Below are 23,308 nucleotides of genomic sequence, written 5' to 3'. Positions count from 1 at the left end.
TTGAATTTATATTTAAATTATAAATCTAAATCTGTTTTATCTAAAGGCTCTTGTTCTGCCTTGAAAGTTTCTCCGTAACCCACTTTGTGAAGTTTACTGTTTCTAAGACTGTATGAGAAATAAATAATCACGCCCAGAGCAAGCCAAGCTAATGAAAGATATTTCGCCTCATGACTTAGGTTCCAGATCAAATAAACATTGATACAAATTCCCAATGTTGCAATAACTGGCAACGCAGGAACTTTAAATGTTCTTGGCATATTCGGTTCTTTTTTTCTTAAAATCCAAACCGCTACACAAACCATTGTAAAGGCAAACAAAGTTCCGAAACTCGTCATATCCGCTAATTTGCTGATTGGAGTAAGAGAAGCGATCGTTGCAATAACAATACCTAAAAGCATTAAACTTTTGGCAGGAGTTTTTCTTACCGGATGTACATCACTGAACATTTTAGGAATTAATCCGTCTTTAGACATACCCAAGAAAATTCTAGACTGTCCCATAATCATTACCATTAATACAGAGATTAAACCTACCGTTGCAGCAATTGTAATAATGTAACCAGCCCAACCTTGACCAGCAATTTCAAATGCATACGCTACAGGAGCTTTAATTGCATCCGGATATTTTCCTTGAGGATTAAAATCCTGATAATTCATCATTCCTGTAAGAACTAATGATACTAAAATATACAATCCTGTACATACCAAAAGTGATACAATGATCGCAAACGGTACGTCTTTTTTAGGATTAATTGCTTCACCGGCTTGGGTAGAAACTGCATCAAATCCTACGTAAGCAAAGAATATCGCCGCGGCTCCGGAAACAACTCCCTGAATTCCGTACGCTTCTTTCAGATTTTCACCTTCCTTAACCATTGTAGCTGCAGGAATAAACGGATCCCAGTTGGCTGTATTAATAAAGAATACACCGGCAATAATTACAAATAACACCGCCGAAACCTTCATAATTACAATAATGTTGTTCGCTTTAGCAGCTTCTTTCGTTCCTTTGATCAAAATAGAAATTACAAATAAAACGATTAAAAAAGCAGGTAAATTCATTGAAAAACCTTCTCCTGTGTAACTTGCAGGATCTGAAGTAAGATAATCCGGCAAATGCAGACCAAACATTTTTAGTAGCTTATTAAAATATCCGGACCAGGATACAGCCACAGTCATAGATCCCATTGCATATTCGAGGATCAATCCCCATCCGATAATCCAAGCGAAAATTTCGCCCACTGTTCCGTATGCATACGCATAAGCAGAACCCTCTACCGGTAAAATTGATGCAAATTCTGAATAACATAATGCTGCAAATACACAGGCAATTCCAGCGATGATGAAAGAAAGAGCTAATGCAGGTCCTGCGTGATAATACGCTCCGGTACCTGTAAGTACAAAAATTCCTCCACCGATAATAGCTCCGATTCCGATAGCTGTAAGACTCCATTTACCAAGTACTCGTTTGAGCTGACTGCTTTTCATATCATTCTCAAAAGCACTCATTGGTTTTTTGGTCCAAATTTTAGACATATTTTATTATTTATTAAAGATTTACGAAAATATAAAAAAATTAGAAACATTAACCTTTATTAATAAACTTTAATTAAAAATTTTAAATTTAAAAATATAAAAATCTGATTTCCATATTTATTACATCATTTTCAAATCTCTCTTTTTTTGTTTATTTTTGAGGTCATGAATTTATACGATCTTTTCGTAAAGCCCTACGAAAGCTACACAACGTTCCAGATTTTCTTAGAATCGTTCGCTGCGATCGTCGGAATTCTGAGTGTTTATTTTTCCATTAAAAAAAATATCTGGCTCTATCCTACCGGAATTGTTTCTACCTTAATATACGTTTACATTCTTTTCAACTTCGGATTGCTTGGAGATTGCATGATTAACGTTTATTATACCGTAATGAGTGTGTACGGATGGATTTTGTGGGCAAAAAGCTCTGAAGATCATATTCATGTGGATGTAACGTGGGCTTCAAAGAAAGAATGGATTTATGGAATCCTGCTTTTTTTATTAAGTCTGATTCTGGTAACTGTCATTTATTATTACAAACCTTATATTGATAATCAGTTTTCTATGGACGGTACCAATCTCGGTCTGTATCATCTGGATTGGGGAAATTGGCTGGATGTGATAACCACTTCGATATTTTTAGTCGGCATGTGGTTTATGGCGAAAAGACGCATTGAGAACTGGATTTTCTGGATCATTGGAGATTTTATTTGCATGCCCATGATGATTTATAAAGGCCTAGGAATCACTTCGGTTCAATATTTGGTATTTACTATAATGGCGATACAAGGATACGTCAGTTGGAAAAAAAGTTTTAAGAAAAAAAGTTTATAAAAGTCATGAAAAATTTATTAAAAATAGCATTTGGTATTATAGCAATCAGTAGTTTGACTGCTTGTACTGTGTATTCCGATCCTTATGCAGATTCATATGGAAATCCTTCTTATGACAACGGATATTATTATGCACCTCAAGGATATTACGGAAATGGAGGATATTGGGGAAATGACGGATATTATTACAGAAATAACATGAGTTATTACTATGATAACGGTTCTCCTTATTATTATCAGAACTACAACAACACCAGAAGAAAAGTGTATGTTGAGAGAAGATCTGGCGGAAACGGGCAAACAACTTCACAAAGACCCAACAACGGTTTCAGAGGTAGTGTAAATGACGGAACTTCGAATGGTGGATTCAGACCAAACAATGGTCAAAACAGTGGACAGAGACCCAATAACGGTTTCAACAACCAACCACAAAATACACCAAGACCTCAGAATAATAACGGAGGTTTTAGAAATAATTCATCAAGCAATAATAATTCTAACAATAATAATTCAAACGGTGGGTTTAGGAATAATTCTTCAACCAACAATAGTAACTCGAACAGCGGTGGTTTTAGAAACAGCTCTCCGCAACCTCAGCAGAGTTCACCGCAACCTCAGCAAACAGCTCCTCAACCAACGAGAACCAACGGAGGCGGATTTAGATAAAACGATTATAAATAAGGAAACGAACAGCTCACACTGTTCGTTTTTTGTTTTAATTGTAGTAATTTTGCATGTTCAATTTTAGACAAAATATTACATCAAAAAATATGGAATTTTATAAATATCAAGGGACAGGAAACGATTTTGTAATGATTGATAATCGCGATCTTCAGTTTCCTAAAGAAAAAGATATCATCGAAAAATTGTGCGACAGACGTTTCGGAATCGGCGCGGATGGTCTTATTTTATTGGAAAATGACGATAAGTACGATTTTAAAATGGTGTATTACAATTCTGACGGCGGAGAAAGTACAATGTGCGGAAATGGAGGAAGATGTCTGGTTGCCTTTGCTTTTTTCCTCGATATTTTTGAGAATAAATGTAAGTTCATCGCGATTGACGGTGAACATGATGCAGAAATCCACAACGGAATCGTGAAGTTAAAAATGATCGATGTAGAGACCATTTCTAATGATGGAAAAGATTCTGTGATGAATACAGGTTCGCCGCATTATGTAAAATATGTTGAAGATTTGGTGAATTATAATGTTTTTGCAGAAGGAAACGGCATCAGAAATTCTGAAAATTATGCAGAAAAAGGAATCAATGTGAACTTTGTGGAAAAAATTACGGAGGATGAAATCTTCGTAAGAACCTATGAACGAGGCGTTGAGGACGAAACTTTCAGTTGTGGAACAGGAGTTACGGCTTCGGCTTTAACTTTTTTACAAAATAACAATCTAATCTCTGTCAAAGTAAAAACTTTAGGGGGAAATCTTAAAGTTTATGCTGAAAAAAGCGGAAACTCATTCCAGAATATTTGGCTTGAAGGTCCTGCGAAACAGGTTTTTAGAGGTAAAGTAGATCTTATTTAAAAAACAAAAAAAACTTTTAATCGACATTTAAATGAAAAAAGCTATTCTCATTATCATCTTACTTGTATTTGTAGTAGGCGGATTTTTTGGTTTTAGATTTTATAAAAAATATTACGGAAACAACATCGGAAAAGATGGATATGTTTTGATTCCTCATAATGCGAATTTTAAACAAATCCTTGATTCTGCAGCAAAATATGTTGACAATAAAGAATCTTTCGAAGCGGTTGCCAAAGAAAAAGATCTTGAAAAAAACTTCAAAGCGGGGCGTTATCATTTCCAGAAAGGATCGGGAAACTCCAAATTGGTGAATATGATAAAAGCCGGAAATCAAAGCGAAAACAGCTTTAGAATTGGTGATTTTGGAGATATGTATCAGATGATCGGTAAGGTTTCTAAAAAAACAGAACTTGATTCTTTACAATTTGTGAACGATCTTAATACCATTGCGATTGAGAAAGGCTACAATAATGCTGAAGATCTTAAAAAATATTTCTTCATCGATACTTATAATTTTTTCTGGACGGTAACTCCCAAAGAGTTTTTCAAAAAATTTGATGACCAGTACAATGAATTCTGGAACAGCGAAAGAAAAGCGAAAGAGCAGCAATCTGGCTTAACGAGAGATCAGATCTACGCTTTGGCTTCTATTGTTTATAAAGAATCCGGCGGAAAAAAAGATGAAATGAAAACCATTGCAGGATTATACCTGAACCGTTACAGAAAAGATATGAAACTTCAATCTGACCCGACGGTAATTTATGCCATTAATAAGCAGACCAATTTTAAACAACAAATCAAAAGAGTTCTTTACAAGTATTTACCTACTCCATCGCCTTACAATACGTATGCGAACAAAGGTATTCCTCCCGGACCGATCTGTGTGGTTGACAAAAACTCTGTAGATGCCGTTTTAGATGCCGAAAAGAACGATTATATCTTTATGTGCGCAGATCCTGCAAGATTCGGGTATCACAAGTTTACGGCAAGTGCAGAACAGCACGCCATCAATGCAAAAGCCTATCAGGACTGGCTGAATTCTAAAAATATAAAATAGAAAATATATTTAACTTTATTTTAACAATTCAACAATTAACATTTAGCTTTTTAAAGCGACATATACATTATAAATAATAAATTACCCTTGGTATTTCGGAATTAACCCAATTAACAATTTCGCAATATTAAGAAGAATCTTTCACGATTTTACATAAAAAAATTCCTTATGAATCAGACGGAAATCATTAACATTTTTACAAAAAAAACCTTAGGGCTTACTTTTGTACTTTCAGCCGCGGCATTTGCTTTTGCGCAGGACAAAGTAGGTATTTCCGGGTCGGTTGTTAATAAGAACAATCAGCCTGTACCTTATGCTTCGGTTACGTTCAGTAACAAGGCAAATAAATTATTCAGCGATGCTACACTTACCGACGAAAAAGGTCAATACAAATTAGATCTTGCTCCCGGAGCTTATGATATTACTGTAGAAGCAATCGATTACCAGAAAAGTGTGATCAACAAACAGATTACAGCTGCCGGAAATATCGGTGCTTTATCTATCGAACCTGAAAAAAGTGCTACCAATATAAAAACGGGAGACATTCAGGGAGTTGTCATCACTGCACCTTCTACAAAACCGTATAAAGTAGAACTGGATAAAAGAACGTATGATCCTTCTCAGGATATTATCAGTAAAGGTGGTAATTTACAAGATGTTCTTCAAAATGTTCCTTCCGTAGAAGTTGATACAGATGGTACGGTTTCTATGAGAGGGAGCTCGAATGTTAAGTTTTTAATTAACGGTAAACCTTCTGCCCTTCTTGGTATTTCGGAAGGAAGTAACGCTCTTCAGAGTATTCCGGCTGATCAGATTGAAAGAATTGAAGTAATTACAAACCCATCTTCAAAATTCGAAGCAAGCGGAACTTCTGGTATTTTAAATATCATTTTAAAGAAAAGCAAGAAAGTTGGATTCAATGGTAGTGTTGTCGGAACTTTAGGTTATCAACCTAAAACAATGTTGAATGCTAATCTAAGCTGGAGAAAAGATAAATGGACTTGGTTCGTGAATGGCGGCGGTGGATACAATGAATCTACAACGACCAACAGAAACAGTAATATGAACTATGACAGAAATGAAATTTTTCAATTATTAAGATCTGACCAGGAAACCAAGAATAAAAATTATTCTAAAAACTATAATGCCACAGCAGGTTTTGTATATGATATTGACGACAAAAACTCTATAAATTTATCTGGAACCATCAGAACGTTTGATAACGAAACAGATGGAAAGATTAATTACAATTATCTTTATAATTTCCCTCCTTTTCCTAATCCTTACACTTTAAGAACAAGTAATGGTAATAACACTAACTTAGCTTTTCAGGGAGATTTTGGATGGGATCATAAATTTGATGATAAAGGACAGAATTTATCTGTTTCATTAAGTCTTCAAAGTAATAAAAGTGATAATGCGACAGACATTTATCAGGAATCTGACTATTTACTTCAAAGAGATCCTACCGGAAACATCGTAAATATTCTTCCACAAATGACCTATACATTGAGTAATAATGCTCAATATTCACTTACTAAATCTGTAATCGGAAAAGTAGATTATGAACTTCCTCTTGGTGAAAATTCTAAATTGGAAGCGGGATACAGAATTGATAGAAATACTAATTTCTATGATAACACCGCTAATGAAGCAGATGGTTTAAACATTCCGTTTGCTCCTTTAAATAAATTCACTAACGTTACAAACTATGATGAATTATTTAATGCTTTCTACGCACAGTTCCGTAGTAAAATAGGAAAATTGGGTTATCAATTAGGAGTTAGAGACGAGCTTTCTAATGTGAAAGTAGATTACAGAAACCTTGAAGGAACAACTATTGACAATAATAAAAATTATAACAACTTATTCCCAAGTGTGTATTTAAGTTATGATTTAGGAAAAGACAATCAGTTCTTATTGAATTATTCAAGAAGAATTGACAGACCTCGTTCTTGGTTCCTGATCCCTTATTTCTCTATTACAGATAATCAAAACTTATTCTTAGGAAATGTGGATCTTAATCCATCTTACGTAGATTCATTTGAGTTTGGATATAGTATTTCTAAAAAGAAATTTACATTAAACCCTACTCTTTTTTATAGAAAAACCACAGATGATAGCAAAATAGTTGCATATCAGGAGGATGAAAGAACAAATATTTATTATACAACTCCTATTAATTTAGGAACTAATGAGCAATATGGTTTGGATTTCAATGGAACTGCTGATGTATTTCCTTGGTTAAAATTAATGGGTAGCTTTAGTTTATTCGGATATAAAACAACTGGAGAATATTCTTATAAAACAATTGACGTAAAAGGAAATGACATTATCAGAACTCAATCTTATGCAGGTGATGGTTTATCTACCAGAGCAAGATTAAATGCTACTTTGAAAGTAGATAAAACATTCAGTTTCCAATTACAAGGTTTTTACAGAGGAGCGCAAAATACAGCAAGTCAAGACAGGAAAGCAATGTATGCTTTAAATCTTGGGGCATCCAAAACAATCTGGAACGGAGATGGAACAATTTCTTTCAACATGCAGGATATATTTAATACACGTTCTATGAGAAGTGTTAATTATCTTGCTACAGGTATTAGAGAATCTTACAACCAATGGCAACCAAGACAATTCTCAGTTTCTTTAACATACAGATTCAAGCAAGGAGAAAAAGTAGAACAGGTTAAGAAGAAAAAAGATATCAACTCCAATGCAACAGGAGATGATCAACAAGGAGGACCAATGTAATCCTTCTTATATACAAACAAAAATCCCGAAAATTACTTTCGGGATTTTTTTATTTTACTGTTTCAGTTTCAGTTCTTGAAATTTTACCTTTTTCTGCTTCGTAAATCCTTTTTCTCAAATCACTCGAGGAAAACCTGTGATCTCTTTTGTTGTAGTAGATCTCGATGCCTTTCTCTTCGCAGTATGTTTTTCCTGTGAAATCTCTGTCCAGATAATCGTCTCCGATAATTCTTACATCAATTACAAAAGATTTCAAAATATCTTCCAGATCTTCTTCCGTATAATAAGGAATAATCTCGTCTACAGCATTCACGGCTTTCAACTGAATATATCTTTCTACAATAGTTTGAGTAGGTTTATTTTTGTTAGGTCGATCATGAGAAGGATCGATCTGCAGACCCACAATAAGGTAATCACAAATCGTTTTAGCTTCCTCCAGCATTTTGATGTGACCGGCATGTAATAAATCGAATGACGAAAACGTAATGCCTATTCTTTGTGTTTTCATATTAATAAATTCTTTTTTGGACTTAATTTTTTTAAATGTCTCTTGTTTCTAAATATTTTTGCCATTGCCAAACCGTTCTCAGAGCGTCTTCCAGTGAAGTTTCCGACTTCCAGTTAAGCTCTTTTTCAGCTTTGTCGACATTGGCATAAGCAATGGTAATATCACCTTCTCTCCTATCGCAGATCTGGTAAGGAACTTCTACATTATTTGCCGTTTCAAAAGCTTTTACCACTTCTAAAACCGAAGAACCTTTTCCTGTTCCAAGATTATAAATATTAACCTCAGTTTCATCGGAATTACTTTCCATTAATTTTTTCAAAGCTGCAACATGGGCTTTCGCAAGATCTACAACGTAAATATAATCACGAACAGCCGTTCCGTCTTCTGTAGGATAATCATCACCCCAAATACTTAGCTTTTCACGGATTCCTGCCGCAGTTTGCATGACGTAAGGTACTAAATTATTCGGAACCCCAATCGGCAATTCCCCAATTTTTGCTGATGGATGCGCTCCAATCGGATTAAAATATCTTAATAACGAAATCTTTCGGTGATAAGCTTTTGCAAAATCAATTAAGATCTCCTCACCCATCTGTTTTGTCTTTCCGTAAACACTTTCGGGCATTTTTAGAGGCGTATTTTCATCAATCGGCATTGTATCTGCCTGTCCGTAAACTGTGCAAGATGAACTGAAAATGAAATTTGAAATCTCTCTTTCTTTAAATTCCTGCAAAATATTAATTAATGAAAATAAATTATTCTCATAATAATCAACCGGTTTTACCTGACTTTCACCCACTGCTTTAAACGCAGCAAAATTGATACATCCATCAATCTGATGTGCATCGAAAACCTGCGTCAGAAGTTCTTTTCTCTTTAAATCAAATGGATAAAAAACAGGCTTTTTCCCTGTAATTTCTACTATATTATTTAAAATAAATCTTTCTGAATGAGATAAATCGTCTACAATAACAACTTCAAAATCGTTATTTAAAAGTTCTACAACCGTGTGCGAACCAATATATCCTAAACCTCCCGTTACGAGTATTGCCATTTTTTAGTAATTGTTTTTTTAATCATTGTGTTTTCCTATGTCATCTATTTCATTATCGGGTTCAACTCTTCTTACTTTATATTTATTAGTAATTATTAAAACTACTAAGAATGATAATAAATATTTATAAGAATCATATTCCAGAGATAAACCCTGAGTTAAAATATCAGTTATTGTAGCTCTTCCGGTTAAAAAAATAAATAAACACAAGGTAATATTAAGAAATAAAATAGCTCTTTTATATTTTCCTATTAAGTTGATAAATGTAAATAAATTAAGAATTAGTGCCGAAGGAACGAATAATAATTTTAATATGTTATAATCATTAAACAATGACATTACAGCCTTAAATGAAAAAAACAATAATAAAAAACTAGCTATAAGAGCTAAGTAATAAACTGCCTTGTATTCAAAAATTCTTTTCTTCATTTAAATTTACCCCATAAATTCCAACACAGCATCCGTAATATACTTCAACTGCTCATCATCCAATTCCGTGTGCATAGGAAGAGAAATCACCTGATCCAGAAGCTTATCTGTGTATACAAAATCTGCATCATTACTTTCCTGATAATATGCTTTTTGCTTTCTCAAAGCTACAGGATAATAAATCATGGCAGGAATTTCTTTTTCCGTTAAAAATTTCTGTAATTCATTACGTTTTCCGTTCAAGATTCTCAACGTATATTGGTGGAAAACATGCGTAGAATTTTCTGCTCTTTTTGGTGTTAAAATATTCTCATTTCCTGCAAAAGCTTCATCATAATAATCAGCAGCCTTTTTTCTTGCTTCATTATAATTATCCAACTGAGGTAATTTTTTTCTCAACACCGCAGCCTGAATACTGTCCAATCTTGAGTTGACACCCACCTCATCATGATAATATCTTTCGTACATTCCGTGGTTTACGATTCCTCTTAAACGGTGCGCCAATTCATCATTATTGGTAAAAATCGCTCCTCCGTCTCCGTAGCAACCTAAATTTTTCGATGGAAAGAAAGACGTTGTACCTACCGTAGACATTGTTCCTGCCTGTTTTACAGTTCCGTCTGAGAATGTATATTCTGCACCGATTGCCTGTGCATTATCTTCAATTACAAATAAATTATGCTCTTCTGCAATCTTTAAAATTTCTTCCATATTCGCACACTGTCCGAAAATATGTACCGGAATAATCGCTTTTGTTTTTGGAGTGATCGCTTTTTTAATTGCTTCTGTCGAAATCGTAAACGTATCATAATCTACATCTACCAAAACAGATGTAAGCTTCAATAAATGAATAACTTCCACTGTTGCTGCAAAGGTAAAATCTGCGGTGATGATTTCGTCTCCTTCCTTCAGATCAAGTGCCATTAAAGCAATCTGAAGTGCATCGGTACCATTGGCACAAGGAATAACATGTTTTACGTCTAAATAAGACTCTAATTCATTCTGGAATGACTTTACTTCCGGGCCGTTGATAAAAGCCGCTGAATCCATTACATTTAAAACTGCATTATCTACTTCATTCTTTATTTTGTAATACTGACTTTGTAAGTCAACCATTTGAATCTTTTTCATAAATAAATATTTTTGTAAAAATAAGGAATTTAACATCCTATCAAAAATTTTATTGATTTTGTTTTATCTTTATAGAAAATAAATACATGAAAAAAACTTTACTCTTTTGTTTCTTAGCAGGTTACTCTGTGAGTTTTGCACAGACATCGCTTGTTTTTGTATTTTTTAAAGACAAACCAAACAAGGCTGCATTTTACGCAAACCCTTTGTCTGAGCTGTCTCAAAAGTCCCTTAACCGCAGAACTTCATTAGGAATTGCTCTGAATGATCAGGACGCTCCCATCGAACAATCTTATATTACGAATCTTCAAAGCTTAGGATTCACCGTTACAGATTATTCTAAATGGCTAAACGGTGCCGCTGTAAATGCAACTCCGGCTCAGATTGCAACGCTCCAGACGCAGACTTATGTGCAGTCTGTTGAAAGTTTTGCTAAAAATTCTTCGGGAGGAACGAAAATAAGCCATCAGAACAAGTGGGAAAATCCAACAAATTCTACCAATAAAACTTTAACAACATTCGATTACGGAGCAGGTTCTGAACAGATTGATCAGATCAATCTTCGTCCGCTTCATTTGGCGGGTTATACAGGAACAGGAGTTACCATTGCTGTGATTGACACAGGATTTCCTTTTGTAAATACAGGTTCTGCCTATTCAAGATTATGGACAAACGGACATATCAAAGGTGGTTATGATTTTGTAACAAAAAGCACCGATATTTACAATACGACTCTCAACAACCACGGCTCTGCAATTTTGGGAGCAATCGGAGGATATGTTCAGGATACTTTTGTAGGATCTGCGCCGGATGCCGATTTTTATCTTTACCGAAGTGAAAATGCTACCGTCGAAATTCCGGAAGAAGAATTATACTGGATCGAAGCTGCGGAAGAAGCCGACAGAAAAGGCGTTGACATGATTACAACCTCTTTAGGTTACGCTACTTTCGACGATCCGAAATATAGTTATACGTACGCTAATCTTAACGGAACAACATCTTTCATCGCAAGAGGAGCAGAAATCGCCGTTAATAAAGGAATTTTCACCTTATTTGCTGCCGGAAATTCAGGAGTGCAACCGTGGCATTATTTATTGACGCCGGGTGATAATACGAAAGTTTTCACGATCGGATCTGTAGATTCTGCGGGAGTTTCATCTAATTTTTCTTCATACGGACCGAATTCCGTGGGAGCGACAAAACCGGATGCAAGTGCAAGAGGAACAGCTGCAACAAGCGTTTCCAATAATAATTCAACGATTTCTGTAAGCGGAACATCGATTGCAACGCCAATTGCAGCGGGAGGAGTTGCCTGTCTGATTCAGGCTTTCTCTACCATGAACCGGGATTTGATGAGAAACCGATTAAGAGAAACAGCATCACTTTATCCTAATCACACCGATCAAATGGGATTTGGAATTCTTAATTTCGGAAATTTTTACAATAATGTTTTGAATACTTCAGAATTAGTCAAGAAAAATAATATCGCCATTTTCCCGAATCCCGTTAAAAATATTCTGAATATCGCTTCTGAAAGCGACGTTCTTTCATTGGAAGTTTACGATAATTTAGGAAGATTAATTACGAAAGTGAATAATCAAAAATCTGTGAAAGTTGAGGACTTTGCGAAAGGAGTTTATTACCTGAAAATCCAGACGAAGGATAAGATTTATTATGAAAAATTTATAAAAGAATAAATAAAAACCTCTCGAGTTGAGAGGTTTTTTTATGTTTATAGATGCTTCAACAAGCTCAGCATTTCTTAAATTTAAAGTTTAATAATCTTAACTCCTTAAATAAATCTAATGGTTCAAAGTTTAATTTAAGCCGAATTCCTGCTCGCATTAATATTTCCAAACAGAGAACGCGTCACCAACTTTCCGTACGCTTCTTTATTTCCTTCTCCTTTCTGGATTTTCATTAACGCATATTGCTGAATGCTCAACAACGGCAATACAATTCTCTCACGAATTTTAACCGACTTTCTCGAAAGCGGATCTTCTTCCTGCAACATTTTAAAGCCTGTTAATTCAAGCATAATATTTTTTGAAAGATTAAATTCGTCGAAAAGTACATTCCAGAATTCACCGAATTTCGGATTGTTTTTAATATAATAAGTTAATGGGAAATAAGATTTATTCATACTCATCATTGAGTTCAAAACCAATGTTTTAAAGAAGTCTGAACCTTTGTATAGCTCTCTTACTTCATCAAATCTCCCCTGTTTTTTCATTTCTTCCATGGCAAAACCGAAACCGAAAAATCCGGGAACATTCTGCTTCAGCTGCGCCCAAGAACCCACAAACGGAATGGCTCTTAAATCCTCGAATTTAAGCTCACTTCCGCCCCCTCTTTTTGACGGACGGCTTCCGATATTGGTTTTTCCGTAATATTCCAGCGTACTCATTTCCTGCAAGTACGGAACAAACATCGGATGCGCCTTTAAATCTGAATATTTCTGATAACTTATATCCGCCAATTCGATAATTAAAGCTCTTTCTTTTTCCGTTAAATCTTTTTTAGCATTTTTGAAAACATCATTCTCAACTCCGGCTGTTAAAAGTTGTTCGAAATTATATTTTGCCTGTTCTTTATTCCCGAAAATACTTGTAATTGTTTGTCCTTGAATCGTTAATTCGATTTTATTATTGGCAATTGTTTTTCCTTGTGAAGCGTAGAAATCGTGGGTTTTTCCACCACCTCTTGCAGGTGGGCCACCTCGTCCGTCGAAAAAGACAACTTTAATTTCATTTTCCTCAGAAAGCTTCGTTAAAACTTCTTTTGCTTTGTAAATTTCCCAGTTCGCCTTCAGATAACCTCCATCTTTCGTTCCATCTGAGAAACCAAGCATGATCGTTTGCTGATTTCCCCTTTTCGCTAAATGCTTTTTGTAGATTGGGTTTTGATACAATTCATTCATCACATTTTCAGCGTTGGAAAGACCTTCCATTGTCTCGAAAAGCGGAACAATATCCATATTAATTTCCTCATGCTGATAACCACAAACCTTGAAAAATGCATACACATTCATCACATCTTTTACCGCATCGGAATTAGAAATAATATAACGGTTCATTCCTCTCAACCCATTCAGTTCCTGAATTTCTGAGACTTGAGAAACCGTGAGTAAAGTATCTTTTACAATATCTTCAAAATCATCAGGATTTACTTTTTCTGAAATTTGAATTAATTGATTAAATTTATCTTCTTGGGTTGCTTCAATATTTCCAAAAACTTTAGCAAAAACCTCATCAATAACCTGTTGATGAATTCTACTGTCTTGTCGAACATCCAACGTCGCAAAGTGTGTTCCGAAAATTTTCACACGGTCTCTGAAATCTGTCAGTAAGTTTAAAAACAAAGAATTGTGCTGAGTAACCACAATTTCCTCAGCTTCATTAAGTCTTTTAATAATATCATCTGCCGTGATTTTTTCATTTCTGAAAATAGCAGCATATAATTCATTGCTTAATTTTGTCAACACATCAGAAACTCCGCGGAAACTTAGTCTTCTTCTTACGGATTTAAGATTGTTATAATAAGCCTTTAAAATCGCAGAATGAAGTTCTTCTGCCACTCTTTTCGTAACATCCGCGGTTACAAAAGGATTTCCGTCGCGGTCTCCTCCCGGCCAAAAACCAAGTTGTATCAAGTCTTCATGCAGATGAAAATGCTCGTTCCCAAAAGTCGTTTTTATCTTTGTAAAAAGTTCGCCGATCGTGTCATAATAGACATATCTCAGATAATAAATGATGCTCAAAGCTTCATCGATCGGAGTTGGCTTTTCCTTGTTCACAAACGGTGTTTTCCCTAATTGCTGTAACAACATATCGATATTGGTGATAGAATCTGTCGTAATCGCGTTTCTAAGATCATGAAGGATTCTCTGCACCGAATTCGGATAAAACTGAGTCGGGTGAGCCGTAAAAACAATTTTTACTGCAAAATCCTTTAATTTTTCACGAATTTTTTCCAATTTATGATCCTGTAATGAGCGTTCGTACATATTGGTTACCGTTCCGTTATCGCTTTCGGAATGAATTTTCGGAAAGGCAGCATCTTCGATACTATCAAACAAAACCACCTGTCTTTCAATATATTGTATAATTTTAAAAAGCAGTTCGGTTTTCTGCTCTTCAGTCTGTAAATCGGTATGATTTTTAAAGAATTCTTCAACGATTTCTTCAGGTGTTTTTCCGGCTTCGTAACCGATCTTGCTTTCTTCACAAAGAAAAGGAAGCAACATCCCGATATTCGTCATTTTATCATAAGGCAGGCTCATAAATAATGAATTGTAAATCTGGAACTTATTTTCCACGATTTGCCTGAATTTTTCTGCGCGTTGGTCGTGTATCATATAACAAATGTAGGGGATTTTGGGTGGAATTCAAATGGAATTTAGTTTAAAAATTAATTAAACATTTAATATATTTTCTTGAAATTAATTATATAATTTTATGTAAAACTAATTTTACCATGAAAGAAGACTCTATAACCGACCCTTTTTATCTGCAGATACAAAAGGAAATTAACAGAATTGAAAGAAAAGCCAGAAGTTATACTTGGATGTTTTATTTTATCCGGATAATTCAAATTGCTTTTGCCGGAACTATTACCGTTTTTTCCGGGATAATGAAAATTAAAGACTTAGATTTAACAACAAATATTTTAATTCTTGGAGCTTTAACAACTGCGGTAACTGCAATTGACACTTTATTTCAAGTTGACAACAAAAAAAATACCTACAAGCTTGTTTTATTTGAATTAAGATCAATAAGAGCCGAACTTGTATATAATTTTATTAAATCAAAGGAAATTCCCGAAGCCATAAAGCATATACTTTTCGAAAAATATAAAAGCGTCAATTCTTATGCAAGAGAACTTATAAGTGCTGATTTTGATAACAATAATAATACAGAAATAAAAAGATAGAGAGTACTAAAACGATTTTGTTATTATTTTTACCTAATGAAAAGTTTACGATAATTTTTAGAAAAAAAGGCAATTCTATTCACTCTGTTTTTAGCTTAATATTTTTAATTCAAACTCTTATCATTTGCCTAAAAGCTACTGTTTGGAGAGGTTCAGAATATCCGTGGAATCGAAATGTTTTCTATAAAATCTTCTGTAAATTAAGTTTAAAATGTATCTTCACAAAAATTAAAATACAAATGAAGATTGGAATTATTTTCTCCGTCATTTTTGGAATTATAGCTTTATTCATTGGAATTTATTTTTTTAAATTGCTTTTCCTCTTTCAATTATTTTTTTCATAGGAACATTGGTAAGTATAATTTCTATTTGCGAAGAATACAATATCTACAAAAGACATAAGATCCTATATGACGAAAATACTATTCCCGAAGAAGTTTCCATTAAATATTCAATATCTACAAGGCTTTTTATGATTTGCAGTTATTGTGTTTTCATCATTGTAGGAAGTTTCATACTTAAACTTGCCATTGATCATTTTGATTCTACTGCAATATTTATTGGAACAATAATTTTAATATCCGGATTACTCATTTTCCTTGTACTGAAAATAATTTTAGAGATAAAAAATATGTCTAAAATTATTATATCCATCAATGAAAAAGGAATTAAGATAAAGAGTAATCCGAGATATTTGTGGAGTGAAATACAACTTGAAAAAATCACTGTTAAACATACTAATAATCCCGACTCAAGGCAACAACCTGTAATTGAAAGTAATTATTTATACTTTTTTCATAACGACGAAAAAACAGAAATACAAATTGATGATTTTGATATTACAGACTATCAACTTGCACAGGTTTTGAAAATATTCAGAACTCGTTACAACAATTCAGGCTTATAATAATTTTGAATCCTGCACTTTAATCATTAATTTTACATTTCACGCCAATCAAATCTGTATTCTATGAAAAATATATTTCTATTCCTTTTAATGGCTTTTGTTTTCACAGGCTGTGGTGACGACTGCTATAATGCTCCTCAACCTATTTCTTTTAAATTTGTTGATGTCAATGATGAAAACCTTATCGCGAATGGAACGATTACGACCTATTCCATCCAAGACGAAAATAATGTTGGAGTGCAACTGACTAAAACAAGCGACAATATGGTTATTTTAGAAAATGTAGGTGCTTATAATGGAACAAAAAATTATACTTTCTATTCCAATCTTAAAATTTTTAAGTTTTCAATACAGTCATCCGAATTTAAAGGAGGTTGTGATGGTTTTCAGATCAATAAATTAACTTTTACGGGTGTTGGTATAGACGTAAAAGAGGAAAATGGATCGTATAAAATCATATTCCAATAAATTTTACTTTGCTACATTTGCAAAAACAACAGAATGAAATTATTATTTCCGGCTTTATTGTTATTATCAGGCTTAGTTTTCAGTCAGAAAACTATTTCCTCCGATTTCAAAAAAATCCCGGAAATATTAGACAATACCGAACTCCTTTATCCTTTCATCGTTCCCGACAAAAAATATGATTATTGGTCTGTCCTTCGTAATAATTCCGATCCCGACAAAGCCATTATCTACGAAAGTCAGATGCCGAAATCTATGACGATCAATGATCCGGCTCCGGAGAAAGGCTTTTTTCAAAAATGTTTGGACGAAAACTGTTTTTCATACCTGATTGCTTGTGAAAACAGCAAGTCAAAATATTTTTCTACAGAACAACAACTGAGAGATTTTATCGGATTTGTTGATAATCTTCCGGAAGCTATTTTAATTGCAAATACTTTTGGTTACACCGTTGATTCGGCAAATAAACAGGGAAGTTCTTATAAAATTGAGGACAAATATGTTTCGCTCTATCTTTTAAAACTTAAAATAAATTCTGAAATTAAAGAGTCTTTTTTAATTAAAATCAATAGAAAAACTGGGAAACTGGAAGCTAAAAATAATGGAACTTACTAATTTTACCTCTGTCTTTATGATGAAGAATCTAATATTTTTAATTTAAACCATTAAGCTTTAATTAAGTAGTTAAGAAAATTAAATTGAGATTCTTCCCTACACTTTCTTTGGTTCTGTATGACAATGTATCGGTTAACTATAAATATATTAAATTTCAATAGTTTTAATTAAATGCAATCATTATAATTTTAAAACTTTCTTAACTCAATTTTCACTTTGCATTGCGTAAATTTGGTCTACAAAAAATTTAAGAACAATGCTTAATTTCGAGTTTAAAAATCCAACAAAAATACTTTTCGGGAAAGGTGAAATCGCAAAAATTTCTAAAGAAATCCCACAAGATGCTAAAGTTTTAATGATCTACGGTGGCGGAAGCATCAAAAACAACGGCGTTTACGATCAGGTAAAGGAAGCCTTGAAAGATCATGAATTATTCGAATTTGGTGGCGTTCCTGCGAATCCTGAATATGAAGTATTGATCAATGCTTTAAGCTTTATTAAAGAAAAAAATATCACTTTCCTTTTGGCAGTTGGTGGTGGTTCTGTTATCGACGGGACAAAATTCCTTTCTGCAGCAGCAAATTATGATGGTCAACCTTGGGAAATCCTTACAAAACCGGTAAGAACTTTTGAAGGCGAAGGAATGCCTTTCGGAAGTGTTTTAACATTGCCTGCGACGGGTTCTGAGATGAATTCGGGATATGTAATTTCAAGAAGAGAAACCAACGAAAAACTGGCTTCAGGCGGCCCCGGACTTTTCCCACAATTTTCGGTTTTGGATCCTGAAGTGGTAAGATCAATTCCGCAAAGACAGATTATCAATGGCTTGACAGATGCTTATACCCACGTTTTGGAGCAATATATGACAGCGCCTTCTTCTGCAGATTTGCAGGAAAGAATTGCTGAAAGTATTTTAATCAGCTTACAGGAAACGGCTCCGAAGGTTTTGGCGGATGATTTTAATTATGATGCAGCCGGAAACTTTATGTGGTGTTGTACGATGGCTTTAAATGGTTTAATCCAGAAAGGAGTTATTACCGATTGGGCTGTTCACGCAATGGGACACGAACTGACGGCTTATTTTGGAATCGACCATGCAAGAACATTGGCTATTATTGCGCCGTCTCATTACCGTTATAATTTTGAGGCTAAAAAAGGAAAATTAGCTCAATACGCAGAAAGAGTTTGGGGAATTACGGAGGGTTCAGTGGAAGAAAAAGCAGAACTGGGAATCAAAAAGTTAGAAGAATTTTTCCATAGCTTACATATTCAGACCAAACTTTCAGAATATACAGAAGACTTCAACGGAACTGCAGAAAGAGTGGAAAAAGCCTTTACAGAAAGAAACTGGCTGGGTCTTGGAGAATACAAAAAACTGACTCCGCAAGATGCTTATAAAATTGTGGAAATGAGTTATTAATAAAGCTGGAAGCTTGAGGTTAGATGATGGAAGTTTATTTTTGTAGTGCTAAAAATAATATTTACAGACAGTAAACTTCCCACATCTTTCTTCTAACTTCCATCCCAAATTACTTTTTCTACAAACATTCGTTTAAAAAAGTTGAATTTCATTATAAATATTTCAAATTTATTTATATTTTAGCATATTCTTAAATTTGTGAAAATGAAAAAACAATTACTTTTATTTGCCTTTTCAGCGTTAGCGCTTACTTCTTGTTCAGATGATGACATTCAGGGTTATGAAGTGGATATGATGAAAGGGGATTGGAAGATCAGTAAAAGAGAAGTTATTTCCGGAAAAGACGATAAAACGGTAATTTCTACAGATACACCTACAGGATGTTCTGTTAAAAACAATCTAGAATTCAGAACTGACTATTATACTTCATATACAACTTATGGAGGAGTTGGAGCAGACTGTCAAGTAAATTCTAAAATCGAAGGTACATACGATTACGATACTGAGACAAAGGATTTAACGATTAAGTATGTAAACGACAGCCCAAGAAAGTACAGAATCGTAATTCTTACGAGCTCGGAAATGAGGATAAAGCAAATGTATGACAATATCGATCAAAATGGTGATACGGTTGTAGACGCAGAATACGTTTCTTATAAAAGATAAAAAATAAACTCCCGAGAAATTCGGGAGTTTTTTATGAAAAAGAAAAATTTTAATATTCACTAAAAAAATTATTAAAACAATGAAGAAGATGTTATCGGCATTTTTATTGCTGACTTTTGCCCTTTTCTTTTCACAGGAAAAAGAGCCGATGTTTTGGCAGGACATTCAGAATTTCAAAAAATTAGATCAGGAAACTGCGCCACCAAAGGATGCTATTCTGTTGGTCGGAAGTTCGTCTTTTACAAAATGGACTGATGTTGCCAGTTATTTCCCTGATAAAAAAATTATCAACAGAGGTTTTGGAGGTTCAAGACTTACGGATCTTAATTATTACGCTAATGATCTTTTAAATCCTTATCAGCCAAAGCAAATCATCGTTTATTGTGGTGAGAATGATTTTGCAGATAACCATCAATTAAAAGCGGAGGTTGTGGTTGACAGGTTTAAAACTTTTTATAAAAAAATCCGCCAGAAGTTTCCAAAAATTGAAGTCGATTATATCTCTATCAAATATTCTCCGAGTCGCGAAACGCTTTGGCCACAAATGAAAGAAGCCAACAAACAAATTGCAGCTTTCATGAAAAAAGAGAAAAACTCAGAATTCATCGATATTACAAAAGTGATGCAGGATTCTAACGGAAATGTAAGAAAAGATCTTTTCGTGGAAGACATGCTTCATATGACTCCGGAAGGTTATCAACTCTGGACTTCTGTGATGAATCGTTACATGAAATAAATTTTTAACCATGATAAAAAAACGAATAACCATTTTAATTCCTATTTTCATTTGTTCATTATTCTTTAGTCAGAAAGCAAAAGACAAATTACCAACAGCTGAAAAGGTTCTTCAAGAATTGTCTGAAAGCACATGTAAATGTATTGATTCCATCAACGGATACAATAAAATTAAGGATTCTATAAATAAAGAAATCAGTGCTTGTATTGATAAAAAAGTACTTGTTTACGAAATGAGTAAAAGTTTAGCCAAAACAAATGCAGACATTGAAAACGGAACGATTAAGGATAAAAAAGTTAATATCACTATTAACTCCAATCCAGAATCTGACGATTATAAACGAGCTTATTATGAAATTGAAACTCATTTAATGCAAAATTGTTCAAGGCTTAAAGATCTTGTAAATGCAGCAGAAAGTAAGAGCGATTTGATGTCTAAAAATCCAGAAGCTATTGATTTTTATAATAAAGCCATTGATGCTTCTAAAAAAGAAGATTGGAAGGAGGCAATTAAAAACTATAAATCTGCAGTAGAAAAAGATCCGAAATTCACTTACGCATGGGACAATATGGGAGTATGCTACAGACGAATCGGAGAATATGACAATGCAATAAATGCTTATAAAAAATCTCTTGAAATAGATCCTAAAGGTAAAATGTCTCTTCAAAATATTGCTATGGCATATATTTATAAGAAAGAATATCAGAAGGCAATCGATGCATATTTGAATCTTGACAAAGTACATTCTGGTGATGCAGAAGTATATTATGGAATTGGGCAGGTGTATTACGAATATCTGAAAGACAATGAAAAAGCTTTAGATTATATGGCAAAAGCTTATAATATTTATGTTGATCAGAAATCACCTTACAGAAACCGATGCAGAAACTATCATTCAGTATATTCATACAAAAATGAAAGAAGCGGGCAAAACCGACAAATTCAAAGAAATTTTACAAAAAAATAAAATTCGTTTTGAATAAACAAAAAACTCCCAAATCGGGAGTTTTTTTATTTTATTTCTTTCTTTTAGACTTAGAAATTGCTTTTTGCTGAGCTCTGTTGGCTCCGAATTTTTTCGGTGCTTTTCTTTTTGAAGGTCCACCCCAGTTTTCCTTCTTATTTTTATCTTTTTTCTCATGGAAAGCTCCTCCACCGTCATTCAGTTTTACCTGTGCAGGGTTTTTCATGACGATCAGATCTTCTTCGGAAGCAATCTTTTTAGGATTAATTTTCACTTCTTCAGGGAAATCGATATATTTTAGATCTTTATCCATCAACAACTCGATGTCGAGAATCAAAGTTTCTTCTTTTTTCGTAACAAAAGTAACTGCTTTACCGTCTTTATCCGCTCTACCCGTTCTACCGATCCTGTGAATATATTGCTCAGGAACTTCAGGTGTTTCAAAGTTGATAACGTGGGTAATATTCGAAATATCAAGACCTCTCGCCATAACGTCCGTCGTTATCAAACCTCTAATCTCTTCATTTTCAAAGCTTTTCATCGCTCTCAATCTGTAGTTTTGAGATTTATTAGAGTGAATTACGTCAAACTGCCCAGGAAAAAGCTCTTCAATTTTTGTTAATAATAAATCTGCATGTTTCTTATTATTATTAAAAATCAACACTTTAGACATGTCTTCGTTGTTTTTCAACAAGTTCTCAAGTAAATTAATTTTCGTATTAAAATTCTCTACTTTATAAGCCGTCTGTTCGATTTTTTCAAGTGGAGTTCCAGATTTTGCCAATGAAATTTCAATAGGACCCGCAAAATACTGATCCAGCATTTCGTCTACCGCATCTGTCATGGTTGCAGAGAAAAGAATATTCTGTCTTTTATCCTTCATCATTTCAAAAATGTGCGTCAACTGTGGTCTGAAACCTAAATTAAGCATTTCATCAAACTCATCAATGATCAGTTTCTGAACTTCTTTCAGGGAAATAGCATTATCAATAGCCAAATCCATTACTCTTCCGGGAGTTCCCACCAAAATATCGCAACCGTTATTAAACAACAGTTTCTGCGTATTGATGTTTTTTCCTCCGTAAATTCCGATAACTCTTGCAGTAATATTTTCCGTTAATTTCTCAACAATTTCCGATACCTGAACCACCAATTCTCTTGTAGGAACCAAAATCAAAACAGTAGGATTTCCTGTTTTATTGTATTTCCAAGTTTTAAGAACAGGCAGAAGATAAGCCAATGTTTTCCCGGTTCCAGTTTGTGCGATTCCCATGACATCTCTTCCAGAAAGAATCGGTCCGATACTCTTTTCCTGAATCGGTGTAGGTTCGAACAATTCCAAATCCGCTAAAACATCAAGAACTTTAACCGGAAGGTCAAAATCTGCAAAAGTGAGTTTTTCCATTTTGCAAAGATAGGCAATTAATTTATTTGTGAAATCTAAGTTAAAGATACTTTGGAATAGCCCGTTTTCAGGCTTACTATTTGGAATTTTGAGTTTAAAAATAAGATGTTTCGATAGACTCAAAATGACAATTCTAATACTTATTTTTCTTGAACGGCTTATTTGTAGCGATGTCATGCTTAGCCTGTCGAAGCATTAAAATTCTATAAATCGTAAAAATAGCCTGCTTAAATTTTATATTACAAATTTTTGTAACCCTGTTTTAAATATAGTTTTTATATTTTTTTTGAGAATAAAAGTTTTGTATCGAAAGACTTAAGCTTCTTTCAAATAGAATACCCTATTATTTTTAACGC

Annotated in this window: 21 protein-coding genes; 14 read left to right on the top strand and 7 right to left on the bottom strand. The window is 33.9% G+C overall.

Translation table 11 applies throughout. The features are described from left to right. Positions 1-17 precede the first annotated feature (17 nt). Positions 18-1,538, bottom strand: a complete 1,521-nt coding sequence (locus J3D55_RS09990; protein WP_259130751.1) for an APC family permease — start codon at positions 1,536-1,538, stop codon at positions 18-20. Positions 1,539-1,703: 165 nt separating this feature from the next. Here J3D55_RS09990 and pnuC point away from each other — a divergent pair, with 165 nt between their 5' ends. The 5 genes from pnuC to J3D55_RS09965 all read left to right on the top strand — a co-directional run bounded on the left by pnuC (position 1,704) and on the right by J3D55_RS09965 (position 7,720). After that, entirely contained in the window at positions 1,704-2,372 is a 669-nt protein-coding gene (pnuC, locus tag J3D55_RS09985) for a nicotinamide riboside transporter PnuC (protein WP_259130749.1), read from the top strand. Positions 2,373-2,377: 5 nt separating this feature from the next. Next, entirely contained in the window at positions 2,378-3,037 is a 660-nt protein-coding gene (locus tag J3D55_RS09980; protein WP_259130748.1) for a hypothetical protein, read from the top strand. 104 nt (positions 3,038-3,141) lie between these two features. Further along, on the top strand, positions 3,142-3,909 hold the full coding sequence (gene dapF, locus J3D55_RS09975; RefSeq protein ID WP_259130747.1) for a diaminopimelate epimerase: 768 nt from the start codon (positions 3,142-3,144) through the stop codon (positions 3,907-3,909). A gap of 31 nt (positions 3,910-3,940) precedes the next feature. Next, the gene (gene mltG / locus J3D55_RS09970; RefSeq protein ID WP_259130745.1) at positions 3,941-4,966 is read left to right on the top strand and encodes an endolytic transglycosylase MltG; all 1,026 of its coding nucleotides are present in this window, start codon (positions 3,941-3,943) and stop codon (positions 4,964-4,966) included. A 168-nt stretch (positions 4,967-5,134) separates the two neighbouring features. Further along, complete coding sequence (locus J3D55_RS09965; RefSeq protein ID WP_259130744.1) at positions 5,135-7,720, top strand: TonB-dependent receptor; 2,586 nt, start codon at positions 5,135-5,137, stop codon at positions 7,718-7,720. A 49-nt stretch (positions 7,721-7,769) separates the two neighbouring features. On the opposite strand, the gene J3D55_RS09960 is transcribed toward J3D55_RS09965, so the two are convergent. From J3D55_RS09960 to J3D55_RS09945, 4 genes are read right to left on the bottom strand one after another with little or no spacing between them, the layout of a single operon-like run. Beyond that, positions 7,770-8,228: an adenylyltransferase/cytidyltransferase family protein gene (locus J3D55_RS09960; protein WP_259130743.1), complete on the bottom strand. Its 459-nt coding sequence runs from the start codon at positions 8,226-8,228 to the stop codon at positions 7,770-7,772. 31 nt (positions 8,229-8,259) lie between these two features. Further along, positions 8,260-9,282 (bottom strand): UDP-glucose 4-epimerase GalE, encoded by a 1,023-nt coding sequence (gene galE / locus J3D55_RS09955; RefSeq protein WP_259130740.1) that lies wholly within the window; start codon positions 9,280-9,282, stop codon positions 8,260-8,262. Positions 9,283-9,300: 18 nt separating this feature from the next. Next, entirely contained in the window at positions 9,301-9,711 is a 411-nt protein-coding gene (locus J3D55_RS09950) for a hypothetical protein (RefSeq protein ID WP_259130739.1), read from the bottom strand. 6 nt (positions 9,712-9,717) lie between these two features. After that, positions 9,718-10,842 carry a DegT/DnrJ/EryC1/StrS family aminotransferase gene (locus J3D55_RS09945; protein WP_259130737.1) on the bottom strand — a complete coding sequence of 375 codons (1,125 nt, stop codon included), beginning with the start codon at positions 10,840-10,842 and terminating at the stop codon, positions 9,718-9,720. A gap of 86 nt (positions 10,843-10,928) precedes the next feature. Here J3D55_RS09945 and J3D55_RS09940 point away from each other — a divergent pair, with 86 nt between their 5' ends. Further along, a complete protein-coding gene (locus J3D55_RS09940) occupies positions 10,929-12,539 on the top strand; it encodes a S8/S53 family peptidase (RefSeq protein WP_259130736.1) in 1,611 nt (536 codons plus the stop codon). A gap of 125 nt (positions 12,540-12,664) precedes the next feature. On the opposite strand, the gene J3D55_RS09935 is transcribed toward J3D55_RS09940, so the two are convergent. Continuing rightward, the gene (locus J3D55_RS09935; RefSeq protein ID WP_259130735.1) at positions 12,665-15,199 is read right to left on the bottom strand and encodes a phosphoenolpyruvate carboxylase; all 2,535 of its coding nucleotides are present in this window, start codon (positions 15,197-15,199) and stop codon (positions 12,665-12,667) included. A 119-nt stretch (positions 15,200-15,318) separates the two neighbouring features. Between J3D55_RS09935 and J3D55_RS09930 the strand changes: the two genes are divergently transcribed. The 8 genes from J3D55_RS09930 to J3D55_RS09895 all read left to right on the top strand — a co-directional run bounded on the left by J3D55_RS09930 (position 15,319) and on the right by J3D55_RS09895 (position 21,550). Then, positions 15,319-15,774, top strand: a complete 456-nt coding sequence (locus J3D55_RS09930) for an SLATT domain-containing protein (protein WP_259130733.1) — start codon at positions 15,319-15,321, stop codon at positions 15,772-15,774. Positions 15,775-16,405: 631 nt separating this feature from the next. Next, on the top strand, positions 16,406-16,681 hold the full coding sequence (locus J3D55_RS09925; RefSeq protein ID WP_259130731.1) for a hypothetical protein: 276 nt from the start codon (positions 16,406-16,408) through the stop codon (positions 16,679-16,681). 63 nt (positions 16,682-16,744) lie between these two features. Continuing rightward, positions 16,745-17,149, top strand: a complete 405-nt coding sequence (locus tag J3D55_RS09920) for a putative periplasmic lipoprotein (RefSeq protein ID WP_259130729.1) — start codon at positions 16,745-16,747, stop codon at positions 17,147-17,149. 33 nt (positions 17,150-17,182) lie between these two features. Then, a complete protein-coding gene (locus J3D55_RS09915; RefSeq protein WP_259130728.1) occupies positions 17,183-17,761 on the top strand; it encodes a hypothetical protein in 579 nt (192 codons plus the stop codon). A gap of 256 nt (positions 17,762-18,017) precedes the next feature. Continuing rightward, entirely contained in the window at positions 18,018-19,181 is a 1,164-nt protein-coding gene (locus tag J3D55_RS09910; protein ID WP_259130726.1) for an iron-containing alcohol dehydrogenase, read from the top strand. A 204-nt stretch (positions 19,182-19,385) separates the two neighbouring features. After that, on the top strand, positions 19,386-19,847 hold the full coding sequence (locus tag J3D55_RS09905) for a lipocalin-like domain-containing protein (protein WP_259130724.1): 462 nt from the start codon (positions 19,386-19,388) through the stop codon (positions 19,845-19,847). Positions 19,848-19,926: 79 nt separating this feature from the next. Further along, entirely contained in the window at positions 19,927-20,583 is a 657-nt protein-coding gene (locus J3D55_RS09900; protein WP_259130722.1) for a GDSL-type esterase/lipase family protein, read from the top strand. A gap of 10 nt (positions 20,584-20,593) precedes the next feature. After that, positions 20,594-21,550: a tetratricopeptide repeat protein gene (locus J3D55_RS09895; RefSeq protein WP_259130720.1), complete on the top strand. Its 957-nt coding sequence runs from the start codon at positions 20,594-20,596 to the stop codon at positions 21,548-21,550. A 49-nt stretch (positions 21,551-21,599) separates the two neighbouring features. Here J3D55_RS09895 and J3D55_RS09890 read toward each other — a convergent pair whose 3' ends face one another. After that, positions 21,600-22,952: a DEAD/DEAH box helicase gene (locus J3D55_RS09890; protein ID WP_259130719.1), complete on the bottom strand. Its 1,353-nt coding sequence runs from the start codon at positions 22,950-22,952 to the stop codon at positions 21,600-21,602. Positions 22,953-23,308: the final 356 nt, after the last annotated feature.

This window comes from Chryseobacterium ginsenosidimutans (genome assembly GCF_024807225.1).
Classification (GTDB): Bacteria; Bacteroidota; Bacteroidia; order Flavobacteriales; family Weeksellaceae; genus Chryseobacterium; species Chryseobacterium ginsenosidimutans.
Note: the sequence above shows the minus strand (reverse complement) of the source record. Positions and strands in the feature narration are given on the sequence as shown.

Coding starts and splice junctions, on each gene's coding strand:
- J3D55_RS09990 (WP_259130751.1), bottom strand. CDS start 1,538: ATGTCTAAAATTTGGACCAAAAAACCAATGAGTGCTTTTGAGAATGAT.
- pnuC (WP_259130749.1), top strand. CDS start 1,704: ATGAATTTATACGATCTTTTCGTAAAGCCCTACGAAAGCTACACAACG.
- J3D55_RS09980 (WP_259130748.1), top strand. CDS start 2,378: ATGAAAAATTTATTAAAAATAGCATTTGGTATTATAGCAATCAGTAGT.
- dapF (WP_259130747.1), top strand. CDS start 3,142: ATGGAATTTTATAAATATCAAGGGACAGGAAACGATTTTGTAATGATT.
- mltG (WP_259130745.1), top strand. CDS start 3,941: ATGAAAAAAGCTATTCTCATTATCATCTTACTTGTATTTGTAGTAGGC.
- J3D55_RS09965 (WP_259130744.1), top strand. CDS start 5,135: ATGAATCAGACGGAAATCATTAACATTTTTACAAAAAAAACCTTAGGG.
- J3D55_RS09960 (WP_259130743.1), bottom strand. CDS start 8,228: ATGAAAACACAAAGAATAGGCATTACGTTTTCGTCATTCGATTTATTA.
- galE (WP_259130740.1), bottom strand. CDS start 9,282: ATGGCAATACTCGTAACGGGAGGTTTAGGATATATTGGTTCGCACACG.
- J3D55_RS09950 (WP_259130739.1), bottom strand. CDS start 9,711: ATGAAGAAAAGAATTTTTGAATACAAGGCAGTTTATTACTTAGCTCTT.
- J3D55_RS09945 (WP_259130737.1), bottom strand. CDS start 10,842: ATGAAAAAGATTCAAATGGTTGACTTACAAAGTCAGTATTACAAAATA.
- J3D55_RS09940 (WP_259130736.1), top strand. CDS start 10,929: ATGAAAAAAACTTTACTCTTTTGTTTCTTAGCAGGTTACTCTGTGAGT.
- J3D55_RS09935 (WP_259130735.1), bottom strand. CDS start 15,199: ATGATACACGACCAACGCGCAGAAAAATTCAGGCAAATCGTGGAAAAT.
- J3D55_RS09930 (WP_259130733.1), top strand. CDS start 15,319: ATGAAAGAAGACTCTATAACCGACCCTTTTTATCTGCAGATACAAAAG.
- J3D55_RS09925 (WP_259130731.1), top strand. CDS start 16,406: ATGTCTAAAATTATTATATCCATCAATGAAAAAGGAATTAAGATAAAG.
- J3D55_RS09920 (WP_259130729.1), top strand. CDS start 16,745: ATGAAAAATATATTTCTATTCCTTTTAATGGCTTTTGTTTTCACAGGC.
- J3D55_RS09915 (WP_259130728.1), top strand. CDS start 17,183: ATGAAATTATTATTTCCGGCTTTATTGTTATTATCAGGCTTAGTTTTC.
- J3D55_RS09910 (WP_259130726.1), top strand. CDS start 18,018: ATGCTTAATTTCGAGTTTAAAAATCCAACAAAAATACTTTTCGGGAAA.
- J3D55_RS09905 (WP_259130724.1), top strand. CDS start 19,386: ATGAAAAAACAATTACTTTTATTTGCCTTTTCAGCGTTAGCGCTTACT.
- J3D55_RS09900 (WP_259130722.1), top strand. CDS start 19,927: ATGAAGAAGATGTTATCGGCATTTTTATTGCTGACTTTTGCCCTTTTC.
- J3D55_RS09895 (WP_259130720.1), top strand. CDS start 20,594: ATGATAAAAAAACGAATAACCATTTTAATTCCTATTTTCATTTGTTCA.
- J3D55_RS09890 (WP_259130719.1), bottom strand. CDS start 22,952: ATGGAAAAACTCACTTTTGCAGATTTTGACCTTCCGGTTAAAGTTCTT.